18 protein-coding genes, 2 pseudogenes and 1 riboswitch are annotated in these 19,540 nt (G+C 55.2%); of the genes and pseudogenes, 8 read left to right on the plus strand and 12 right to left on the minus strand.

Annotated elements, in window-relative coordinates; genetic code table 11:
• Positions 1–121: 121 nt before the first annotated feature.
• Positions 122–1,693, plus strand: coding sequence for an EAL domain-containing protein (locus tag CWM61_RS03795; protein ID WP_074385472.1), 1,572 nt, complete (start codon positions 122–124; stop codon positions 1,691–1,693).
• Positions 1,694–1,726: 33 nt separating this feature from the next.
• On the opposite strand, the gene yoaE is transcribed toward CWM61_RS03795, so the two are convergent.
• Positions 1,727–3,286, minus strand: a complete 1,560-nt coding sequence (yoaE, locus tag CWM61_RS03800; protein WP_061154129.1) for a CNNM family cation transport protein YoaE — start codon at positions 3,284–3,286, stop codon at positions 1,727–1,729.
• 446 nt (positions 3,287–3,732) lie between these two features.
• Between yoaE and manX the strand changes: the two genes are divergently transcribed.
• From manX to mntP, 5 genes are all read left to right on the plus strand, one after another.
• Positions 3,733–4,704, plus strand: a complete 972-nt coding sequence (gene manX / locus CWM61_RS03805) for a PTS mannose transporter subunit IIAB (protein ID WP_061154128.1) — start codon at positions 3,733–3,735, stop codon at positions 4,702–4,704.
• A 56-nt stretch (positions 4,705–4,760) separates the two neighbouring features.
• Positions 4,761–5,561 (plus strand): PTS mannose/fructose/sorbose transporter subunit IIC, encoded by an 801-nt coding sequence (locus CWM61_RS03810; protein ID WP_004203359.1) that lies wholly within the window; start codon positions 4,761–4,763, stop codon positions 5,559–5,561.
• A gap of 12 nt (positions 5,562–5,573) precedes the next feature.
• Positions 5,574–6,425: a PTS mannose transporter subunit IID gene (locus CWM61_RS03815; protein ID WP_061154127.1), complete on the plus strand. Its 852-nt coding sequence runs from the start codon at positions 5,574–5,576 to the stop codon at positions 6,423–6,425.
• Positions 6,426–6,487: 62 nt separating this feature from the next.
• Entirely contained in the window at positions 6,488–6,946 is a 459-nt protein-coding gene (locus CWM61_RS03820; protein ID WP_100630715.1) for a DUF986 family protein, read from the plus strand.
• A gap of 199 nt (positions 6,947–7,145) precedes the next feature.
• Positions 7,146–7,248: riboswitch (yybP-ykoY riboswitch) on the plus strand.
• A 117-nt stretch (positions 7,249–7,365) separates the two neighbouring features.
• Positions 7,366–7,932 (plus strand): manganese efflux pump MntP, encoded by a 567-nt coding sequence (mntP, locus tag CWM61_RS03825; protein WP_100630716.1) that lies wholly within the window; start codon positions 7,366–7,368, stop codon positions 7,930–7,932.
• A 3-nt stretch (positions 7,933–7,935) separates the two neighbouring features.
• On the opposite strand, the gene rlmA is transcribed toward mntP, so the two are convergent.
• The 6 genes and pseudogenes from rlmA to mgrB form a co-directional block, all read right to left on the minus strand.
• A complete protein-coding gene (gene rlmA / locus CWM61_RS03830; protein WP_100630717.1) occupies positions 7,936–8,730 on the minus strand; it encodes a 23S rRNA (guanine(745)-N(1))-methyltransferase in 795 nt (264 codons plus the stop codon).
• A 61-nt stretch (positions 8,731–8,791) separates the two neighbouring features.
• A complete protein-coding gene (gene ftsI / locus CWM61_RS03835) occupies positions 8,792–10,540 on the minus strand; it encodes a peptidoglycan glycosyltransferase FtsI (RefSeq protein ID WP_061154123.1) in 1,749 nt (582 codons plus the stop codon).
• Positions 10,541–10,727: 187 nt separating this feature from the next.
• Positions 10,728–10,937, minus strand: coding sequence for a transcription antiterminator/RNA stability regulator CspE (gene cspE, locus CWM61_RS03840; protein WP_001062678.1), 210 nt, complete (start codon positions 10,935–10,937; stop codon positions 10,728–10,730).
• 85 nt (positions 10,938–11,022) lie between these two features.
• Positions 11,023–11,094: pseudogene (locus tag CWM61_RS03845) on the minus strand (DUF2627 domain-containing protein); the annotation flags it as partial.
• A 591-nt stretch (positions 11,095–11,685) separates the two neighbouring features.
• Positions 11,686–11,976 (minus strand): YebO family protein, encoded by a 291-nt coding sequence (locus CWM61_RS03860; RefSeq protein WP_061154122.1) that lies wholly within the window; start codon positions 11,974–11,976, stop codon positions 11,686–11,688.
• 74 nt (positions 11,977–12,050) lie between these two features.
• Entirely contained in the window at positions 12,051–12,194 is a 144-nt protein-coding gene (gene mgrB / locus CWM61_RS03865; RefSeq protein WP_002911375.1) for a PhoP/PhoQ regulator MgrB, read from the minus strand.
• Between the two features lie 159 nt (positions 12,195–12,353).
• Between mgrB and CWM61_RS03870 the strand changes: the two genes are divergently transcribed.
• A complete protein-coding gene (locus tag CWM61_RS03870; RefSeq protein WP_008804283.1) occupies positions 12,354–12,593 on the plus strand; it encodes a YobH family protein in 240 nt (79 codons plus the stop codon).
• A gap of 58 nt (positions 12,594–12,651) precedes the next feature.
• Here the strand turns inward: CWM61_RS03870 and kdgR are convergent, their stop codons facing one another.
• The gene (kdgR, locus tag CWM61_RS03875; protein WP_061154121.1) at positions 12,652–13,443 is read right to left on the minus strand and encodes a DNA-binding transcriptional regulator KdgR; all 792 of its coding nucleotides are present in this window, start codon (positions 13,441–13,443) and stop codon (positions 12,652–12,654) included.
• A gap of 177 nt (positions 13,444–13,620) precedes the next feature.
• Here kdgR and CWM61_RS03885 point away from each other — a divergent pair, with 177 nt between their 5' ends.
• A complete protein-coding gene (locus CWM61_RS03885) occupies positions 13,621–14,991 on the plus strand; it encodes an MFS transporter (RefSeq protein WP_074385468.1) in 1,371 nt (456 codons plus the stop codon).
• A gap of 69 nt (positions 14,992–15,060) precedes the next feature.
• Here CWM61_RS03885 and htpX read toward each other — a convergent pair whose 3' ends face one another.
• The 4 genes and pseudogenes from htpX to CWM61_RS03905 form a co-directional block, all read right to left on the minus strand.
• Positions 15,061–15,945, minus strand: coding sequence for a protease HtpX (gene htpX, locus CWM61_RS03890; RefSeq protein ID WP_008804280.1), 885 nt, complete (start codon positions 15,943–15,945; stop codon positions 15,061–15,063).
• 234 nt (positions 15,946–16,179) lie between these two features.
• Positions 16,180–18,228, minus strand: coding sequence for a carboxy terminal-processing peptidase (gene prc / locus CWM61_RS03895; protein WP_061154119.1), 2,049 nt, complete (start codon positions 18,226–18,228; stop codon positions 16,180–16,182).
• Positions 18,229–18,247: 19 nt separating this feature from the next.
• The gene (gene proQ, locus CWM61_RS03900; RefSeq protein WP_032741230.1) at positions 18,248–18,922 is read right to left on the minus strand and encodes an RNA chaperone ProQ; all 675 of its coding nucleotides are present in this window, start codon (positions 18,920–18,922) and stop codon (positions 18,248–18,250) included.
• A gap of 81 nt (positions 18,923–19,003) precedes the next feature.
• Positions 19,004–19,517 (minus strand): annotated as a pseudogene (locus CWM61_RS03905) (GAF domain-containing protein).
• Between the last annotated feature and the right edge of the window lie 23 nt (positions 19,518–19,540).

Consider the following 19,540-nt stretch of genomic DNA (forward strand, 5'->3'; position numbering starts at 1 on the left):
TCCCTGATGCGCCTTCACCGGCGCATTTTCTTTTTTCTATACCTGGCGATATTCTGCCACTACAATTGCTCTATTAAATAAGCCACGCTTAACCACTCGTCCTGTCGACAGGGTGTCGCACATGCAGACTGCACAAAAAGTCATTACGGCCTATCGTCGCAAACGCATTATTGTCTGCCTGCTGGTAGCCTTGCTAACCCTGGGTACCACCTTAGCTATCCGATTTATTTCACAGCGTAGCGTAAATGAAGAGTATATTCGTACTGCCGCCAGCCAGCGGGTCACGGCGCTGAATAATATCCTGCGTCCGCTGAGTGCAGAGCGGGCGACGCTACTCTCCCTGGTCGACAAACCCTGCATGGATATTCATCTCACGCTGCGCAAAATGGCGGCCTCGCTGCAGACGGTCCGCTCCGTCGCGCTGGTGGCGTCAGGGATGATCTACTGTTCCAGTATCTTTGGGCAACGGCAGGCGGATCTGCACCAGCTGCAGCCCGCTCTTCCGGCTCACCACCCCTTACTGCTCTTTTCTACCGACAACTCACTGCTCAAAGGCACGCCGGTGCTGATCCAGTGGTATCCAGCCTCGGAAAGCGGCCTCGACGGCGTGATGTTAATTGTCAATATCGAGCTGCTGGGAACCTTAATTCTCAAGGAAAAATCGCCCCTGATCAGCGACGTCAGCCTGCAGGTTGGCGACCATTATTTTATCAGCGGACTCGGCCTGATTGACAAAGCGCACGCCCCGCAGGCGTCGGTGATTTATCGCCAGCGCTCCACAGAATTTCCCTTTACCATCAACATTAACGGTCCGGGCGCCTCGACTATCGCGCTGGAGGAGCTGCCTGGTGAGCTGCCGCTGGCCCTTATCTTCAGCCTGTTGATGACCGGCATCACCTGGCTGGCCACCGCCGGCAGAATGAGTTTCTCGCGAGAGATAAGTCTCGGCATCTCTGCCCGGGAGTTTACGCTCTGGTGCCAGCCGCTGCAGGATGCGCGCAGCGGACGCTGCTGCGGGGTGGAGATCCTGCTGCGCTGGAACAACCCCCGCCGCGGGGCGATTTCGCCAGAAGTGTTTATTCCCATCGCCGAAGGGGACAATCTGATTATTCCCCTCACCCGCTACGTGATTGCCGAAACCGCCCGCCGCCTGGACGCTTTCCCCAGCGACCGCCATTTTCATATTGCGATTAATGTCGCCGCCCGTCACTTTGCCAATGGTTTACTGCTCCGCGACCTGCACAATTACTGGTTTAGCGTCAACCCGGTACAGCAGCTGGTGGTCGAGCTCACCGAGCGCGATGTCCTGCAGGATGGCGACCAGCACATGGCTGAACATCTGCACTTCAAAGGGGTCCAGCTGGCGATAGATGATTTTGGCACCGGTAACAGCTCACTCTCGTGGCTGGAAAAACTGCGTCCGGACGTGCTGAAGATTGACCGCTCGTTTACCAGTTCCGTCGGGATAGACAGCGTCAATGCCACGGTGACGGATATTATTATTGCCCTCGCCGATCGTCTGAATATCGTTACCGTTGCCGAAGGGGTGGAGACGCTGGAGCAGGAAAGCTACCTCAGAGGCCACGGCGTCGATGTACTGCAGGGATTTTATTACGCCCGGCCGATGCCGGTTGAGGCGTTTCCGGCGTGGCTGGCAGACAGAGAGGGACAGAAAACCGAGTGGGCAGAATAGCTCGCCGGCCCCAGGGGCCGGCGAGCAGGGCAATTACTCTTCTTCGTCGCTCAGTGGACGGGTGACCACCGCGCGGACCAGGTCGACCCGGTAATCATTCGCTTCCACCACGGTAAACTGCAGCGGCGGTAGCGACACGGTGTCGCCAATACGCGGGATATGGCCATTGACGGCGATCACCAACCCGGCCACCGTGGCAATATCCTCATCTTCATTGACCAGCGCATCCAGTCCAAGCGCCTGCTGCAGCGCATGCAGGTCGGTCGACCCTTTGATCAACCAGCCATCGCCGTCAATGACGATCTCCGGCGTCTCATCGGCATCCGGGAATTCACCGGCGATGGCTTCAAGGACGTCCAGCGGCGTCACCAGTCCCTGTACCATGCCAAACTCGTTGGTCACGATGACAAAGCTGCCGCGCGCACGGCGCAGAACCCCAAGCAGATTGATCGGGTCCAGCGTTTCCGGGACGACAATTGCCGGAGAGGCAGAGGCCAACGCCGCAATGTTCTCACCTGCCTCCAGGGCCACCAGCAACTCTTTCGCCCGCACGATACCGATGATTTCATCCAGTTCTCCGCGGCAGACCGGAAACAGACTGTGCGGCGACGAGAGCAGCTGACGACGAATTTCATCGTCACTCTGTTCGGCGTCAACCCAGCTGATTTCCCCGCGCGGGGTCATAATACCGCGCAGAGAGCGCTGGGCCAGCGTCAGCACGCCGTTAATCATGTAACGCTCTTCTTCGGCAAACGCCCCTTCCGGGACCGGTATGGCTGCCGGGCTGTCTGCGTCATGGCTAGCAGAGGCTTGTTTCCGGCCCCCCATCAGACGCAGGATCGCATCCGCGGTACGGGCACGCAGCGGCAGCGTCGACTGATGTCGGACAAAGTTGCGCCGCGCCACCTGGTTAAAGAACTCGATGATGATCGAGAAACCGATCGCAGCGTACAGATACCCTTTCGGAATATGGAAGCCAAACCCTTCCGCCACCAGGCTCAGGCCGATCATCAACAGGAAGCTCAGACAGAGCACCACCACCGTCGGGTGCTGGTTGACAAAGCGCGTCAACGGCTTCGACGCCAGCAGCATCATGATCATGGCGATCACCACCGCCGCCATCATCACCGGCAGATGGTTAACCATCCCGACCGCCGTGATCACCGCATCCAGAGAGAAGACGGCGTCCAACACCACGATCTGCAGTACCACCACCCAGAAACTGGCATACCCTTTACCGTGACCGGCATCGTGCTGGCGGTTTTCCAGCCGCTCATGCAGTTCGGTCGTCGCCTTAAACAGCAAGAAGATCCCGCCGAGCAGCATGATGAGGTCGCGCCCGGAAAAGGAGAAATCGGCGATGGTAATCAGCGGCTTCGTCAGGGTCACCATCCAGGAGATCACCGACAGCAGCCCCAGGCGCATCACCAGCGCCAGCGACAGGCCGATCAGTCGGGCTTTATCGCGCTGCTTCGGCGGCAGTTTATCCGCCAGGATGGCAATGAACACCAGGTTGTCGATACCGAGCACAATCTCCAGAACGATAAGCGTCAACAGGCCGGCCCAGATTGAGGGATCCATTAACAATTCCATGTACGACTCCGGTTAGCGGCAAGCTGAGTCATCGCCATGTCATGCATGGGCGCGACAATAGGTGCTGAGAGAAAAGCGTGATGCGTGGAGGTGGCAACCAGGTGCCAGAAAGTGAAAAGACGTCGATGACGGTCCATACTGCGGGCTATGCCCTATACTCCTGAGTAATTAAACGGAAGTTAAACATAGCAAAATATAGATCGAAATTGGAAAAAATTTACCTGAATTTGCAATAACTAAGGCTATTTTTTGCGCTGCAAAATTATTACCAGGCGATGCCTGATTAACGGATCTTCATCACATTAATTATTTTTTCACTGTCTAAAATAATTCGCGGTAGTAACTATTTTCTATCTTACACCCTAACTGAATCGATTTTGTCCTCAAGAGTGATTCAGGATGTATCAAAGCAGATGATGCATTCACGATAATAAAGGAGGTAGCAAGTGACGATTGCTATTGTAATAGGCACACATGGTTGGGCTGCAGAACAGCTGCTGAAAACAGCAGAGATGCTGTTGGGCGAGCAGGAAAACGTTGGCTGGATCGATTTCGTTCCGGGTGAAAACGCCGAAACGCTGATCGAGAAATACAATGCCCAGTTGGCAAAACTGGATACCAGTAAAGGCGTGCTATTTCTCGTCGATACATGGGGAGGCAGCCCGTTCAACGCTGCGAGCCGCATTGTCGTCGATAAAGAGCATTACGAAGTTATCGCTGGCGTCAACATCCCGATGCTGGTGGAAACCTTCATGGCCCGCGATGACGACCCTTCGTTTGATGAACTGGTCGCCTTAGCGGTAGAGACCGGTAGCGAAGGCGTGAAAGCGCTGAAGGCCAAACCGGTAGAAAAAGCGGCTCCCGCGCCAGCCCCTGCCGCGGCGCCAAAAGCCGCCGCGCCGGCCAAACCGATGGGCCCGAACGACTATATGGTGATTGGCCTCGCGCGCATTGACGACCGTCTGATCCATGGTCAGGTCGCCACCCGCTGGACCAAAGAGACCAACGTCACCCGCATCATCGTCGTCAGCGACGAAGTCGCCGCGGATACCGTACGCAAAACCCTGCTGACTCAGGTTGCGCCGCCAGGCGTCACCGCCCACGTCGTGGATGTGGCCAAAATGATCCGCGTCTACAACAACCCGAAGTATGCCGGACAGCGCGTTATGCTGCTGTTTACTAACCCGACTGACGTTGAGCGTATCGTCGAGGGCGGCGTGAAAATCACCAGCGTCAACATCGGTGGTATGGCGTTCCGCCAGGGCAAGACCCAGGTTAACAACGCGATTTCTGTCGATGCTAAAGATATTGAGGCGTTTAAAAAACTGAACGCACGCGGTATCGAGCTGGAGGCACGTAAAGTGTCCACCGACCCGAAACTGAAAATGATGGATCTGATCGCTAAGGCTGATAAATAACCTTGCCGATCGCGCCCCAGTTTTCACTTTAAGACTTAATCAACAGGAGAAGTACAATGGAGATTACCCTTCTTCAGATTGTGCTGGTGTTCATCGTCGCGTGTATTGCGGGTATGGAGTCGGTACTAGATGAATTTCAGTTCCACCGTCCTCTGGTCGCCTGTACGCTGATCGGTGCCGTTCTCGGCGATATGAAAACCGGTATTATCATCGGCGGTACGCTGGAAATGATCGCCCTGGGTTGGATGAACATCGGTGCGGCGGTTGCCCCTGATGCCGCACTGGCGTCCATTATTTCCACCGTTCTGGTTATTGCCGGCCATCAGAGCATCGGTGCCGGTATCGCGCTGGCTATCCCGCTGGCGGCGGCAGGCCAGGTGCTGACCATTATCGTTCGTACCATCACCGTAGCCTTCCAGCACGCGGCGGATAAAGCGGCGGAGAATGGCAACCTGACCGCCCTGTCGTGGTTGCACGTCTCGTCCCTGTTCCTGCAGGCGATGCGTATCGCTATCCCGGCCGTTATCGTGGCGATTTCCGTCGGTACCAGCGAAGTCCAGGGCCTGCTGAACGCGATCCCTGAAGTGGTCACCAGCGGTCTGAACATCGCCGGCGGTATGATCGTGGTTGTCGGTTATGCGATGGTCATCAACATGATGCGCGCAGGCTACCTGATGCCGTTCTTCTACCTCGGCTTCGTCACCGCCGCCTTCACCAACTTCAACCTGGTGGCTCTGGGTGTGATTGGTGCGGTCATGGCTATCCTCTACATCCAGCTGAGCCCGAAATATAACCGCGTCGCCGGTGCGCCGGCTCAGGCGGCTGGTAACAACGATCTCGATAACGAACTGGACTAACAGGTGAGCGAAATGGTTGATATGACTAAAAATACCACCGAGAAAAAACTCACTCAGAGTGATATTCGTGGCGTGTTCATTCGTTCTAACCTGTTCCAGGGTTCATGGAACTTCGAACGTATGCAGGCGCTGGGCTTCTGCTTCTCTATGGTTCCAGCGATCCGTCGCCTGTACCCGGAGAACAACGATGCGCGTAAGCAGGCGATTAAACGTCACCTTGAGTTCTTCAACACCCATCCTTACGTTGCCGCTCCGGTACTGGGCGTAACGCTGGCAATGGAAGAGCAGCGCGCCAATGGCGCAGAGATTGACGATGGCGCCATCAACGGCATCAAAGTCGGTCTGATGGGGCCACTGGCCGGCGTCGGCGACCCGATCTTCTGGGGTACTGTGCGTCCCGTGTTCGCGGCCTTAGGCGCTGGGATCGCGATGAGCGGTAGCCTGCTCGGTCCTCTGCTGTTCTTTATCCTGTTCAACGCGGTGCGTCTGCTGACCCGTTACTACGGCGTTGCCTACGGTTATCGTAAAGGCGTGGACATCGTGAAGGACATGGGCGGCGGTTTCCTGCAGAAACTGACTGAGGGGGCGTCAATCCTCGGCCTGTTTGTGATGGGGGCACTGGTTAACAAGTGGACGCACGTGAACATTCCGTTGGTGGTGTCAAAAATCACCGGTTCTGACGGACAGGTTCACGTCACCACGGTGCAAACCATCCTCGACCAGCTGATGCCGGGCCTGGTGCCGCTGCTGTTGACCTTCGCGTGTATGTGGCTGCTGCGCAAGAAAGTTAACCCGCTGTGGATCATCGTTGGCTTCTTCGTCATCGGTATCGCGGGCTACGCGGTCGGCCTGCTGGGTCTGTAATTTTCAAGCTGTACGCCGGGGGCTTGCCCCCGGCTTTTTTTTATCAGGAGGAACGCAAAGCAATGACATTCACTGACCTGGTGATCTTTCTGTTTATCCTTGCGCTACTGGCCTACGCGGTGTACGACCAGTTCATTATGCCGAGGCGGAACGGCCCGGTGCTGCTGGCCATCCCCCTGCTTCGCCGCAGCCGTGTTGACGGCCTGATCTTTGTCGGCCTCACTGCCATTCTGATCTATAACAACATTACTCAGCACGGCACCGCGATCACCACCTGGTTATTATCTGCCCTGGCGCTGATGGGTCTCTATTTATTCTGGATGCGCACACCGAAAATCATTTTTAAACCGCGTGGTTTTTTCTTCGCCAACGCGTGGATAGAATATCCGCGAATTAAAGAGATGAATTTATCCGAAGACGGCGTGCTGGTGATGCAATTAGAGCAACGGCGGCTGCTGATTCGCGTACGAAATATCGACGACCTGGAGAAGATATCCAAACTCCTCCTTTCAACTCAATGAGTTAAGAATATAGCCAGCGCTATATCTTTCCAGCGTTCGTCTGGAAAAACATATAGCCATGGCTATATTTCCTCGCCTTCTCTTGCCTTTTTTATTAACTATTTATTTACTTAGAAATTCAAATGAAAATCGTTATCATTTGTTTATTAAAATAGCCGTCTTCTGTTATTGTTTTATATTCTAAAAATATGTTAAGGTTGCGCCCGTCGTTGGGGAGTAGCCGATTTCCTGTTTGCCAGGAAATGTACGTGTCAACATACTCGTTGCAAAACGTGGCACGTACGGGTTGAAGTGATTCAATCAGGCGAGACCATAGATACATCACTGCTGTACGTATTGCTCAGCCATTGAGCGGCTCCGCGTATATTTACTGGGGGCAGCGATGTGTCATATGGATTATCCCCGGTCAGGACACGCACATGAATTTATCCGCTACCATTCTTCTCGCCTTCGGCATGTCTATGGACGCCTTCGCGGCCTCTATCGGCAAGGGTGCCACCCTGCACAAACCTAAATTCTCAGAAGCCATCCGTACCGGGCTGATTTTTGGCGCCATCGAAACCCTGACCCCGCTGGTCGGCTGGGGACTCGGCATGCTGGCCAGCCAGTTTGTCCTCGAGTGGAACCACTGGATTGCCTTTATTCTGCTGGTGTTTCTCGGCGGGCGAATGGTCGTGGAAGGTTTTCGCGGCGACAGCGACGAGGTGTGTGAAGCGCCTCGCCGTCATGGTTTCTGGCTGCTGGTCACCACCGCCTTCGCCACCAGCCTTGACGCGATGGCCGTTGGTGTGGGTCTGGCCTTCCTGCAGGTCAGCATTGTGACCACCGCGCTGGCGATCGGTTGCGCGACGTTTCTTATGTCGACGCTGGGGATCATGGTCGGTCGCTTTATCGGCCCGCTGTTAGGCAAACGGGCCGAAATCCTCGGCGGTATTGTGCTGATTGGTATCGGCAGCGAAATCCTCTGGAGCCATTTCGCCGGCTAAGCCTTATGCCTCTCGCTGCCAGCAATGGATCATGAAATCGGTCTGACAGCCAAATGTCGCCTGCTGACGCAGCGCGGCGTGCACCTCAGGCTTAGCCCGCCACGCGAACGGCGTCATCTGCAGCAGCGCCTGCGCTTCATCACCGGTCAGCGTCATCGGATAGGCCAGCTGCTGCTGAGCATCCAGGCGGAACCCCGGCATCGCTTCCGTCTTCAGCTCATGAAGACGAACTTCATCGTAAATCAGCCCTTTCAGCTCCAGCAAATGGCGTGGACCCGGCGTGGCGGTGATTACCCATCCGCCAGGACGCACCACCCGCGCCAGCTCTTCGGCATTGCAGGGCGCGTAAATACGCACCACCGCATCGAAACTGGCGTCGGAGAACGGCAGGCGCTGGCTGGAGGCCACGCAGAAACTGACCTCTGGATAGCGTTTTGCCGCCGCGCGAATCGCCGGCTTCGACACGTCCAGCCCCCAGCTGCGGCTGGCGATGGCGGCAAACGCGTGGGTGTAATACCCTTCGCCACAGCCGATATCCAGTAAGTCCGCTGGGGCGTAGTGCTGCAGCCGCTCGGCGATCGCCTCCCGTAGCGGCTGATAATGACCCGCATCCAGAAACGCCCGCCGGGCCTGCATCATCTCTGCGCTATCGCCAGGATCGCGTGACCGTTTGAACTGCACCGGTAGCAGATTGACATACCCCTCTTTCGCCAGATCGAACTGATGCCGCTGCGGGCAGGAATAGTGGTTGTCGCTGCGGCTTAGCGGCGCGTGGCAAAGGGGGCAACTGTATGACATGACGGCTCCGGTGTCGCTGAAAGGGCGAAAGTGTAGCGCTATTCTCCCCCGCAGACCACTGTTACAGCGCCGGCGCCAGCGGATGGCTGTCGTGCATCACGATCAGATTCTCCGCCCCTTGCGGCATACCGTCCGGCATCACATTTTCCAGCCGCAGGACATCTCCCATGATCTGGCTGAAGACCGGCGCGGACACCGCCCCGCCGTAATAGGAACCATTGCTCGGATCGTTCATCACCACCACCAGGGCAAACTGCGGGCGACTGGCGGGCGCCACACCGGCGGTATAGGCCACATACTTGTCGATATATTTTCCGTCCGGGCCGATTTTCTTCGCGGTCCCGGTTTTTACCGCCACCCGATAGTCGCGCACCGCCGCTTTGGTCCCGCCCCCGCCCGGGAGCGCCACGCTCTCCATCATATGCTCCACGCTGTGAACAATGTTCTCCGGCATCACCCGTGTGCCTATCACCGGCGGATCGATGCGGGTGATCGACAACGGTCGTTCAATACCGAAACCGCCGATAGTCGCGTAGACGTGCGCCAGCTGGAGCGGCGTCACCATTAATCCATAGCCGAACGCGAAGGTGGCACGATCCAGTTGCCCCCAGTAGCGACGATGCGGCATCAGCCCGGCGCTTTCGCCGGTCAACCCCAATCCGGTCGGCTCGCCGAAACCGAATGCCTGATAGGTATCAAGCAGATGCTGCACCGGCATAGCGAGCGAGAGATGCGACACGCCGGTATCACTGGATTTTTGCAGGATCCCGGTCAGACTCAGCTCCGGATAATAGCCAACATCACGGATACGGTGGCCGTCGAGGACAAACGGATGGGTGTCCACCACGCTGTCCGGCTGGACAATCCCCTGCTGGAGCGCGGTCATGATCACCAGCGGTTTAACGGTCGACCCGGGTTCGAAGGTGTCACTGATGGCGCGGTTGCGGAAATCATCCAGCGTCGCGGTATCGCGATTGTTCGGATTGAAGTCCGGGTAGCTGGCCATCGCCAGAATCTCGCCGGTATCAATTTTGATCAACACCGCCGCCCCGGATTCCGCCTTATTCCAGCGAACAGCATTGTCGAGGGCATCTTCGGTCACTGTCTGCAGGCGTTCATCAATACTCAGTTGCAGATTGTGCGCCGGAACTGGCGGCACTTCGGTAATATTTTCAATAACATTGCCATGTTTATCTTTGCGCACCAGACGTCGGCCAGGTTTGCCGGTCAGCTGGGCATTAAAGCTTTTCTCCACCCCTTCGATGCCCTGATTATCGACGTTGGTAAAGCCCAGCAGATTGGCAGCCACATGTCCTGCCGGATAGAAACGTCGCGATTCATCGCGCAGATAGACGCCCGGGAGATGCAGTTTATCAATCCACTCCGCCTGCTCCGGATTGATCTGACGCGCCAGATAGAGAAAACGGGCGTGCGGATGGCTCTGTACCCGCTGGGCCAGCTCCCCGAGGTTGAGATGTAGTGCTTCGGCCATTGCCTGCCAGCGAGGACCATAGCCAACCCCACCCTTCTCCATGGTAGTTTGCGGGTCGATCCAGATAGCGCTGACCGGTACGCTCACCGCCAGCGGTCGGCCTTCACGGTCGCTAATCATGCCGCGCTCTACCGCCACGGGCTCTTCGCGCAGAGAACGCATATCTTCTTGTTTTACCAGATTATCGGGAGAGATAATTTGCAGCCAGCCCACACGGGCCAGCAGCAGTCCCAGACAACCAAGAATGGCCACACACAGTAACCCGAAGCGAATCGGGGTAAAGCTGGCGGAGGACTTCATTTTTTTCTTTAGCACCATAGCTCCGGCATTATTTTGCAACCATCTGATTTAACAGAAAATTAGCAAAACAGACTGCTACACAATGCTAATAAAGTTGAGTATTTGCAACAAGACGCGACGGGAGGGGGTAAAATGACATGCTTTGCAATAAAAACGCAAAAGCCCCGCGCAGGCGAGGCTTTTATACAAGAAGAGTGGTCTTGTATCAGATAGCAGTTACGTTAACTGCAGCCGGACCTTTCTGGCCGTCCTGAATTTCGAACTCAACGTTCTGGCCTTCAGCCAGAGTTTTGAAGCCGTTACCCTGGATAGCGGAGAAGTGTACGAACACGTCTTTGCTGCCATCAGCCGGAGTAATGAAACCAAAACCTTTAGACTCGTTGAACCACTTAACTTGACCTTTAATCTTTGCCATTTGCAAAATTCCTTAGACTGTTTTCTTCGCCTGCTGGCGTTTACATAGATAAAACTGACACATAACTGCATGAGGCACTAATTTAAGGTTCGGCAGAGAAGCGGTATTCAACGACAACGTGTTTACTCAGGACTTCTTTACTGAAAATGCCACACATAAACAGAACTGTACCTCGTTTAACCCGAAACGTGTTATCACATACTACGTAAATAATGGCAAGCCATTTTTAAACGTGTCACGATCGTTCGCACAAATTATAAGGTAATCATTTGATCGCCTGCACATTTATGCGTCTTTGCCGCCCCTGGCAAGGCACTATAGCGTTCGCTAATATCACCCGGTTGCTGCCTCATTACTGCAACTTTTTTACCATAGCTCAACAACTTCGCTTCGTCCAGGTATGTACGTATACGAACCGCCATACTGACGGCGGTACGCTGAAGTCGATGAATATTGATGCGCATATTTAGTCATAACAGCAGACGAAAAATCGCTAAAGCCACGCCAGTGTAGTGATAATAAAACCTGTTAGTCGCCACGCTAAAAATAGTGCTAATTCTGCACCTTAATAATGAAAAAATGATGACAGTGTCACATTCCATAGCAATAAACGTGGCGGGGATGACTTTATTTACAGCGTGTAATAAAGAGAATATTGCGCTGAGAAAGGAATAATGGAATAAGAATAAGATATTACTGCCAGCTATCATGCAGGTGCGCACCTTATGATGCACACCTGTCGAGGTACTTAGCGCTCTGCCACCAGGCGGATAAACTCATCCTCCCCTTTCGCCTTACCCGCGACGGTTGGTTCAGCCACGTCCTCTTTTTCCGGCACATTGGCTTCACAGAGGCGACGTAACAGCGCATTCTGCCGCTTTTGCTGATCCAGCAGCGCTTGCAGCAGTTCTATCTGCTCGTTCGCCCGCGAACTGGCGCGGTTGACGAAGAACCATAACAACAGACCGACAAGCAGCAACGCGACGGACACGGCCAGCGATGCCAGATTTAAGAACCCAGGATTTAGTAACTCACTCATTTCACCACCTCAAAGAGAAGGCGTTCATTCTACCACCCACACCGCAGAAGGAAATCAGTCGTCAGAAAAATGTCTTACCACGGGATGAATTTATTGATAGTGCAAATGCCGCTGAAAAACTGAACATCCTGGTCGCACATTACGTTAAGCATCTGAGTCCACAGCAACAGGCAGCCTGCTATGATGACTATCAGTAAAACCCACCGTAATTTTTTCACTCCACTCTCCGCTTTAGTACTTTATGTCGCCAGGATAACACGGCCTTCTTAAACCGCGGCTAACTGTAATACGAAAGGCAAGTTTAGGAATCATCGACTTGTTTCAAAACGTGTTCGTGTCAAAATCACGGCAAGGATCATACAAATAATGAGGCATCAATGCGATTAATCATTCGTACTATTGTCGTCGTGGCTATCTTATGGATTGGCGTATTATTAAGCGGCTATGGCGTATTATTCCACAGTGAAGAAAACGTCGGTGGTCTGGGTCTTAAGTGTCAGTATCTCACCGCCCGCGGGGTCAGTACCGCACTTTATGTGCATTCCAACAGCGGTGTGATCGGCGTCAGTAACTGTCCCATTCTGCGCAAAAGCGCAACCGTGGTTGATAACGGCTAAAATTGGTCCGGCGAGCGCGACAATAGCACCGCGCTCGCCGGATGTTTCAGCTACCGCGTCAGAACGGGTAGTCATTGTATCCCATTTGCTCAGAAATCTTACGCGCTGCCTGGTGCAGCATCGCCACGTATTCATGCAAACGTTCTTCTGAGAAACGTAGCGTCGGGAAAGAGATGCTCAGTCCGGCGATAACCACGCCGAAACGGTCGAACACCGGGACTCCGATGCAGCGCAGCCCCTCTTCCTGCTCTTCGTTATCTTCGCCATATCCCTGCTCGCGTACGCCATCCAGTACCTTAAGCAGCTCCTCCGTGCTGGTGATCGTCCGCTCGGTGCTGCGCTTATACTCCACGCCCTCGAGGATCTGCTCAACTTCACTGCGATCGCGCCAGGCCAACAGCACCTTACCGATCGCGGTACTGTACAGCGGGTTGCGGCGGCCAATGCGCGAGTACATCCGCAGGTTGTACATTGAGTCAATCTTGTGGATGTAGACAATGCTGTCTTCATCCAGCGCGCCGAGGTGAATAGTCTCTTTCGTCAGTCGCGAGAGTTCGCGCATCTGAATATCCGCGCTGCGCACCAGGTCGACGTTCTGCAGCGCGCGTGCGCCCAGCTCGAACAGCTTGAGCGTGAGGGAGTATTTCTCTGACTCCCCTTCCTGTGCCACATAGCCCAGTGATTTCATGGTCTGTAAAAAGCGATAAACGGTGCTTTTCGACATCATGACGCGCTGGGACAGTTCGGTAATGCCAATTTCACGCTCTTCACCCAGCGCCTGTAAGATGCCAAAAACCTTCAATACCGAAGAGACAGAATCTGGCTGTTTATCCAAATCTGCACCTGCCATTTATCACCTCGTCGTAACTGTTTTATAAAATTTAGAACCGGTTTTTATTATAAATTCGCCGCCTCTGCGCCGCAATCATTCTTCTGCCACTTCGTTACAAATCTGCGACATACTGCGGATTAATCAATGCTAAACTCATCATTCAAAAAACCGTTTCATTTAAGACTTATATTCACCATGGATAAAAATTCTTCCGATGGCGTGCCGCTGCCGCAACGCTATGGTGCCATTCTGACCATCGTGCTTGGGCTGACCATGGCCGTGCTCGACGGGGCTATCGCCAACGTCGCGCTCCCGACCATCGCTAGCGATCTTAACGCCTCGCCGGCGTCGTCAATCTGGATCGTCAACGCCTACCAAATCGCCATTGTTATCGCCCTGCTGCCGCTCTCCTTCCTCGGTGATATGGTCGGCTATCGCCGCATCTATAAGATAGGCCTGGTGGTGTTTATCTTTACCTCGCTGGCCTGCGCGCTGTCGCGTAGCCTCGAAATGCTGACCTTCGCCCGCGTCGCTCAGGGGCTGGGCGGCGCCGCGCTGATGAGCGTGAACACCGCGCTAATCCGCCTGATTTATCCGCAGCGCTTTCTCGGACGCGGCATGGGCATTAACTCCTTTGTCGTCGCGGTCTCATCGGCGGCAGGCCCGACTATCGCCGCGGCGATCCTTTCCCTCGCCTCATGGCAATGGCTGTTTTTAATTAACGTGCCTCTGGGGATCGTCGCTTTTGTTCTGGCCATGCGCTTTCTGCCGCCCAACAGCGCACGCAGCAAAATCATCCGCTTCGATCTGCCAAGCGCCATCATGAACGCCCTCACCTTCGGATTGCTGATCACTGCGCTCAGCGGGTTCGCCCAGGGACAGTCTGTTCAACTGGTGCTGTCGGAAGTGGCCGCCATGCTGGTGGTGGGCTTCTTCTTTGTTCGCCGCCAGCTCAGCATGCCCGTCCCACTGCTGCCGGTCGACCTGTTGCGCATCCCACTCTTCTCGCTTTCTATTTGCACCTCCATCTGTTCCTTCTGTGCGCAGATGCTGGCGATGGTTTCCCTGCCCTTCTTTCTGCAGTCAATGATGGGACGCAGCGAAGTGGAGACCGGCCTGCTGCTGACACCGTGGCCGCTGGCGACCATGGTGATGGCGCCGCTGGCGGGCTATTTGATTGAGAAATGCCATGCGGGGCTGCTGGGGGCCATCGGTCTGCTTATTATGGCCTGCGGCCTGTTCGGCCTGGCGCTACTGCCCGAGTCGCCGTCCGATCTGGATATCATCTGGCGCATGGCGCTGTGTGGCGCCGGTTTCGGGCTGTTCCAGTCACCGAATAACCATACGATTGTCGCCTCGGCCCCGAGTCATCGCAGCGGTGGCGCCAGCGGGATGCTGGGCACCGCCCGCCTGCTCGGTCAGAGCACTGGCGCGGCGCTGGTCGCCCTGTTGTTCAACCTGCTCGGCAACAGCGGCACCCATACTGCCCTGCTGCTGGCTGGTATTCTGGCCACCGTTGCCGCATTGATTAGCGGTCTGCGCGTCACCCAGCCGCGCGCGGCCTGATAAACGGCGGCAAAAAAAATCCGCAGCTTTCGGGCTGCGGATTTTTATTTTTAGCGTCGGACCGACGAATTACTTCAGATACTCACCGCTACGCAGGGCTTCAATACGCTTATCCAGCGGCGGGTGAGTCATAAACAGCTCGCTCATGGATTTCGCTTTACCATTGATGCAGAACGCCATCATGCTGCTGGCTTCCTGCGGCTCATAGCTGGTTTTCAGTCGCTGCAGGGCTGCAATCATCTTCTCGCGGCCCACCAGTCGCGCCGAGCCGGCGTCAGCGTGGAACTCGCGATGACGAGAGAACCACATGGTGATAATGCTGGCCAGAATACCGAACACCAGCTCCAGCACCGTGGCAACGGCAAAATAAATTAACGGGTTGCCATTGCTGCTCTCCCCTTCATCTTCCCGGTTGCCGCCGAGGAAACCGGCCGCAATCTGGGCAATCACGCGGGAGATAAAGATAACGAAGGTGTTCACTACCCCCTGGATCAGCGTCATGGTGACCATGTCGCCATTAGCGATGTGGCTGATTTCATGGGCAATGACTGCTTCCGCTTCATCACGACTCATGTTTTGTAACAGCCCGGTACTGACGGCGACCAGCGAGGCGTCGCGACGCGCGCCGGTGGCAAAGGCGTTGATATCAGGCGCGTGGTAAATAGCCACCTGCGGCATGGCAATGCCCGCCTGCTGCGCCTGCTGGGCGACGGTGTGCATCAGCCAACGTTCCGTTTCGTTGCGCGGCTGCTCGATCACTTCCCCACCCACAGACTTCAGCGCCATCCATTTCGACATCATCAGTGAAACGATAGAACCACCGAAGCCGAACAGCAGGGCCATAATCAACAGACCGGTCATGCTGCTGGATTGGATCCCCGTGAGGCTTAACACCAGCCCGAACACGACCATCACTGCCAGGTTCGTCAGCAGGAAAAGCGCGATTCGCATCATAATTTTCTTTTTACCTCAATTTAACAAAACGCACTATGCGATTACCCACATCGTATGGGTCAGACTGCAATTTTCAACCATCAGCCCCCGCTAAGTCACGATAAAAACACAACTTTACATTTTGTAGCATCTTGCTGACAGCGACCGGGCAGGTTGACATTTTGTTAGTTGAGCTGAACGGTAATGACAAAAGCACAAAAAAAACGGGCACCTTCAGAGGTGCCCGTTTGCTATTTATTTACTGGCTGGCGGTTCCACCGCCGGGCGCGCTTTCTCAAGATGCGCCAGGTCTACCGCAATATGGACCGTTTCATCAAGATACGGATCCGGCTCCTGGTAATCCTTCGCCAGGTCATCCAGTTTTTTCAGCGGCGGCTTGCCTTCGCGTTTCAGGCGATCGTTAATCCGCGCCAGACGAATCGCATCATCCTCTTCGTTCTCTTTCTCACGCTGGGCGTAGTTCAGAGAGACGATGTTACGCTTGTCCTTCATCGCGTTATAACGGGCAATATCCTTCATGATGTACTGGAACTCGGGATCCTGCGCGATACGCTCATCATGGCGCTTGAGCAGTTCCGGTCCAAACGGGGTCAGGTCCCCGGACTTCACATAGGTGGCCGCATTGATGCTGTCCCACGGCAGGGCGTTGTCTTCATACTGCTCACCGGTCTCACGATCTTCATTACCGGTTGGCATCATGATATCCGGCGTCACGCCTTTACGCTGCGTACTGCCGCCGTTAATGCGGTAGAACTTCTGGATGGTGTACTGGACGGAACCTAAGGCTGGCCAGTCCGGACGCAGCATCTGATCGTAGATACGATTCAACGAGCGATACTGCTGTACCGTCCCTTTACCGAAGGTCGGCTCGCCAACGATCAGCGCGCGGCCATAATCCTGCATCGCTGCGGCAAAGATCTCAGACGCCGAGGCGCTAAAGCGGTCAACCAGCACCACCAGCGGCCCTTTGTAATAGACCACGCCATCGTTGTCGCTGTCTTCGCGGACCTTGCCATTGTTATCCCGCACCTGCACCACCGGGCCGGACGGAATAAACAGACCCGAGAGCGATACCGCCTCGGTCAGCGCCCCGCCGCCATTGCTGCGCAGATCAATGACGATACTGCTGACGTTCTGTTTTTCCAGCTTCTGCAACTGCACTTTCACGTCATCGGTCAGGCCAACGTAAAAGCCCGGAATATCCAGCACACCGACTTTTTCTTTACCGACGGTTTTCACCGACATCTTCACCGCGCGGTCTTCCAGACGGATCCGCTCGCGGGTCAGAGTCACGATACGCGTCTTGGCTCCTTTGCCAGCCGGCAGGATCTCAAGGCGCACTTTGCTGCCCTTCGGCCCTTTAATCAGCGCGACAACATCATCCAGACGCCAGCCGATGACATCAACCATCGGCTTCCCGGTCTGGCCAACGCCAACGATGCGGTCGCCGACACTGATCGCTTTGCTCTTCGCGGCCGGACCGCCCGCCACCAGCGAATTGATGACGGTGTAGTCATCATCCATCTGCAGGACAGCGCCGATCCCCTCGAGAGAGAGGCTCATCTCAGTGTTGAACTGCTCGGTATTACGTGGAGACAGATAGTTGGTGTGCGGGTCGATTTCGCGAGCGAAGGCAGTCATCGCGAGCGAGAAAACATCTTCGCTGTTGGTTTGCGCCAGACGACGGATCGCGAACTTATAGCGACGGGTTAAAGTATCGCGGATCTCTTTATCGTCTTTACCCGCCAGCTTCAGGCTTAACTGGTCAAACTTAACCTTGGCGTCCCACAGCGTGTTCAGCTCGGCCTCATCTTTTGGCCACGGTGCTTTGGAGCGATCGAGGTTGAAATTATCGTTGCCGGTAAAGTCCATCGGACGTTCCAGCACCTTCAGCGCATACTGATAGCGCTCAAAGCGACGCTGCTGCGCCAGGTTGTAGAGGTCGTAGAAGACGTCCAGTTTCCCGGTGCGCAGTTCGTCGCCGATTTGGTCTTTTTTGGCCGCAAACTTCGCCACATCGCTGGCCAGCAGCACATTATGGCTGTAGTCCAGCAGGTTCAGATAACGGTCAAAAATCTTTGCCGAGAAGGCGTTGTCGAGATCAAACTGACGGTAGTGAGAGCGGGTAAAGCGCGACGTCACGCGCTCGCTCACCGTCGCGTGCTGCGGCTCTTCTTTTAGCACGGGAATTTGATCTGCACGGGTTATTTCATCAACAGCGAAAGCATGGCCTGCTATTGCCAGCAGGCCCGCAAGCGCGGTGATTTTAAAAAATGTGTTCATGCCTGGCCCGGCCTCCGTTTCAGAACACCAGGTGTTCTGCGCGTACAATCATTGACATACCAGAAGTCAGCTGTACACGAACGCCATCTTTGGTGATTTCCAGAACGGTGGCGTCCATTGCGTTATTGCCTGCTTTTACCTTCAGCGCCTGGCCGACGGTCAGAACGGAAACATCCGATACCGGAGTATGACGCTCTTCACGCGGGGCTTTGGCCGCAACAGGACGTGGTTTACGCTGTTCAGCGCCTTCTTTACGACGCGGCTGCTGAGGACGCGGTTTACGCTCGCGGCGAACCCCTTCATCCTGCTGGCCTGCGGCGGCGGCTTCGCGTTTTTTCGCCTGCTGGGCAGCGCGCTGCGTCTGAACGCGAGCTTTTGCTTCTTCCAGCTGCTGACGCGCATGGGCGATGTGCTGTTCTTCCAGTTCGCCACACGGGTTGCCGTCCAGGTCAACGCGGATAGCGCCGGCTTTCACGCCGTACAGATAACGCCAGCTAGACGTGTAGAGACGTAATGCAGCGCGAAGCTGGGTTTTGCTGAGATTCATCTCACCACCCACTCGCTCAACGAGATCCTGAAAAATACCAATTTTCAGGGGGCGCGCTTCGCCTTCAGCGCTAAAGCACTGAGGGAAACGTTCGGCCAGAAAGGCGATAACTTCTTTACTGCTATTCAACTTAGGTTGATTTTCCATGAAATTTCCTGATTACAACGGACGTAGCCAACAAGCCGCAGGCATGAACAGGCGACATTATAATGACGTCCTCGCTAAATGCTACGTTATCCGTTGATTATCCCACGACACGGGTAAAGATTTTTTGATAATCAGTGGCCGCGATCCGTTTTTCCAGTTGCTCGACCAGCGTGCGCAACCCCTGCTCATCTTCAGCGGTGAAGCGGCCGTACGCCGGGCTGTCGATATCCAGTACGCCGATAATCTGGTCGTTCACGCGCAGGGGAAAGACGATTTCCGAATTACTGGCCGCATCGCAGGCAATATGACCATCAAACGCATGCACGTCCTCAACGCGCTGGACCTGGGCTTGCGCCACCGCGGCGCCGCACACGCCGCGACCGACCGGAATGCGCACACAGGCCAGTTTGCCCTGGAACGGCCCCAATACCAGGGTATCGCCTTCCAGAAGATAGAAACCGGCCCAGTTGACTTCGCTCAGCCGCTCGAACAGCAGCGCGCTGGTATTGGCGATCATCGCCAGAAAACTGGTTTCACCTGCCATTAATGCCTGGAAATCGCGGTTTAGATCCGCGTAAAATTCTGTTTTGCTCATTATATCTTCACTTGGTTGTCTTA

The sequence above is a fragment of the Klebsiella sp. K-Nf6 genome (genome assembly GCF_002806655.1).
In the GTDB taxonomy this organism is placed as follows: Bacteria; Pseudomonadota; Gammaproteobacteria; order Enterobacterales; family Enterobacteriaceae; genus Klebsiella; species Klebsiella variicola.

What these genes read in the sequence shown, in the direction of transcription:
- CWM61_RS03860 (WP_061154122.1), bottom strand. Translation starts at nt 11,976, where the DNA reads ATGAGTGAGTTACTAAATCCTGGGTTCTTAAATCTGGCATCGCTGGCC.
- CWM61_RS03815 (WP_061154127.1), top strand. Translation starts at nt 5,574, where the DNA reads ATGGTTGATATGACTAAAAATACCACCGAGAAAAAACTCACTCAGAGT.
- CWM61_RS03820 (WP_100630715.1), top strand. Translation starts at nt 6,488, where the DNA reads ATGACATTCACTGACCTGGTGATCTTTCTGTTTATCCTTGCGCTACTG.
- CWM61_RS03885 (WP_074385468.1), top strand. Translation starts at nt 13,621, where the DNA reads ATGGATAAAAATTCTTCCGATGGCGTGCCGCTGCCGCAACGCTATGGT.
- yoaE (WP_061154129.1), bottom strand. Translation starts at nt 3,286, where the DNA reads ATGGAATTGTTAATGGATCCCTCAATCTGGGCCGGCCTGTTGACGCTT.
- cspE (WP_001062678.1), bottom strand. Translation starts at nt 10,937, where the DNA reads ATGGCAAAGATTAAAGGTCAAGTTAAGTGGTTCAACGAGTCTAAAGGT.
- kdgR (WP_061154121.1), bottom strand. Translation starts at nt 13,443, where the DNA reads ATGGCAGGTGCAGATTTGGATAAACAGCCAGATTCTGTCTCTTCGGTA.
- htpX (WP_008804280.1), bottom strand. Translation starts at nt 15,945, where the DNA reads ATGATGCGAATCGCGCTTTTCCTGCTGACGAACCTGGCAGTGATGGTC.
- ftsI (WP_061154123.1), bottom strand. Translation starts at nt 10,540, where the DNA reads ATGGTGCTAAAGAAAAAAATGAAGTCCTCCGCCAGCTTTACCCCGATT.
- CWM61_RS03795 (WP_074385472.1), top strand. Translation starts at nt 122, where the DNA reads ATGCAGACTGCACAAAAAGTCATTACGGCCTATCGTCGCAAACGCATT.
- prc (WP_061154119.1), bottom strand. Translation starts at nt 18,228, where the DNA reads ATGAACACATTTTTTAAAATCACCGCGCTTGCGGGCCTGCTGGCAATA.
- mntP (WP_100630716.1), top strand. Translation starts at nt 7,366, where the DNA reads ATGAATTTATCCGCTACCATTCTTCTCGCCTTCGGCATGTCTATGGAC.
- proQ (WP_032741230.1), bottom strand. Translation starts at nt 18,922, where the DNA reads ATGGAAAATCAACCTAAGTTGAATAGCAGTAAAGAAGTTATCGCCTTT.
- CWM61_RS03870 (WP_008804283.1), top strand. Translation starts at nt 12,354, where the DNA reads ATGCGATTAATCATTCGTACTATTGTCGTCGTGGCTATCTTATGGATT.
- CWM61_RS03810 (WP_004203359.1), top strand. Translation starts at nt 4,761, where the DNA reads ATGGAGATTACCCTTCTTCAGATTGTGCTGGTGTTCATCGTCGCGTGT.
- rlmA (WP_100630717.1), bottom strand. Translation starts at nt 8,730, where the DNA reads ATGTCATACAGTTGCCCCCTTTGCCACGCGCCGCTAAGCCGCAGCGAC.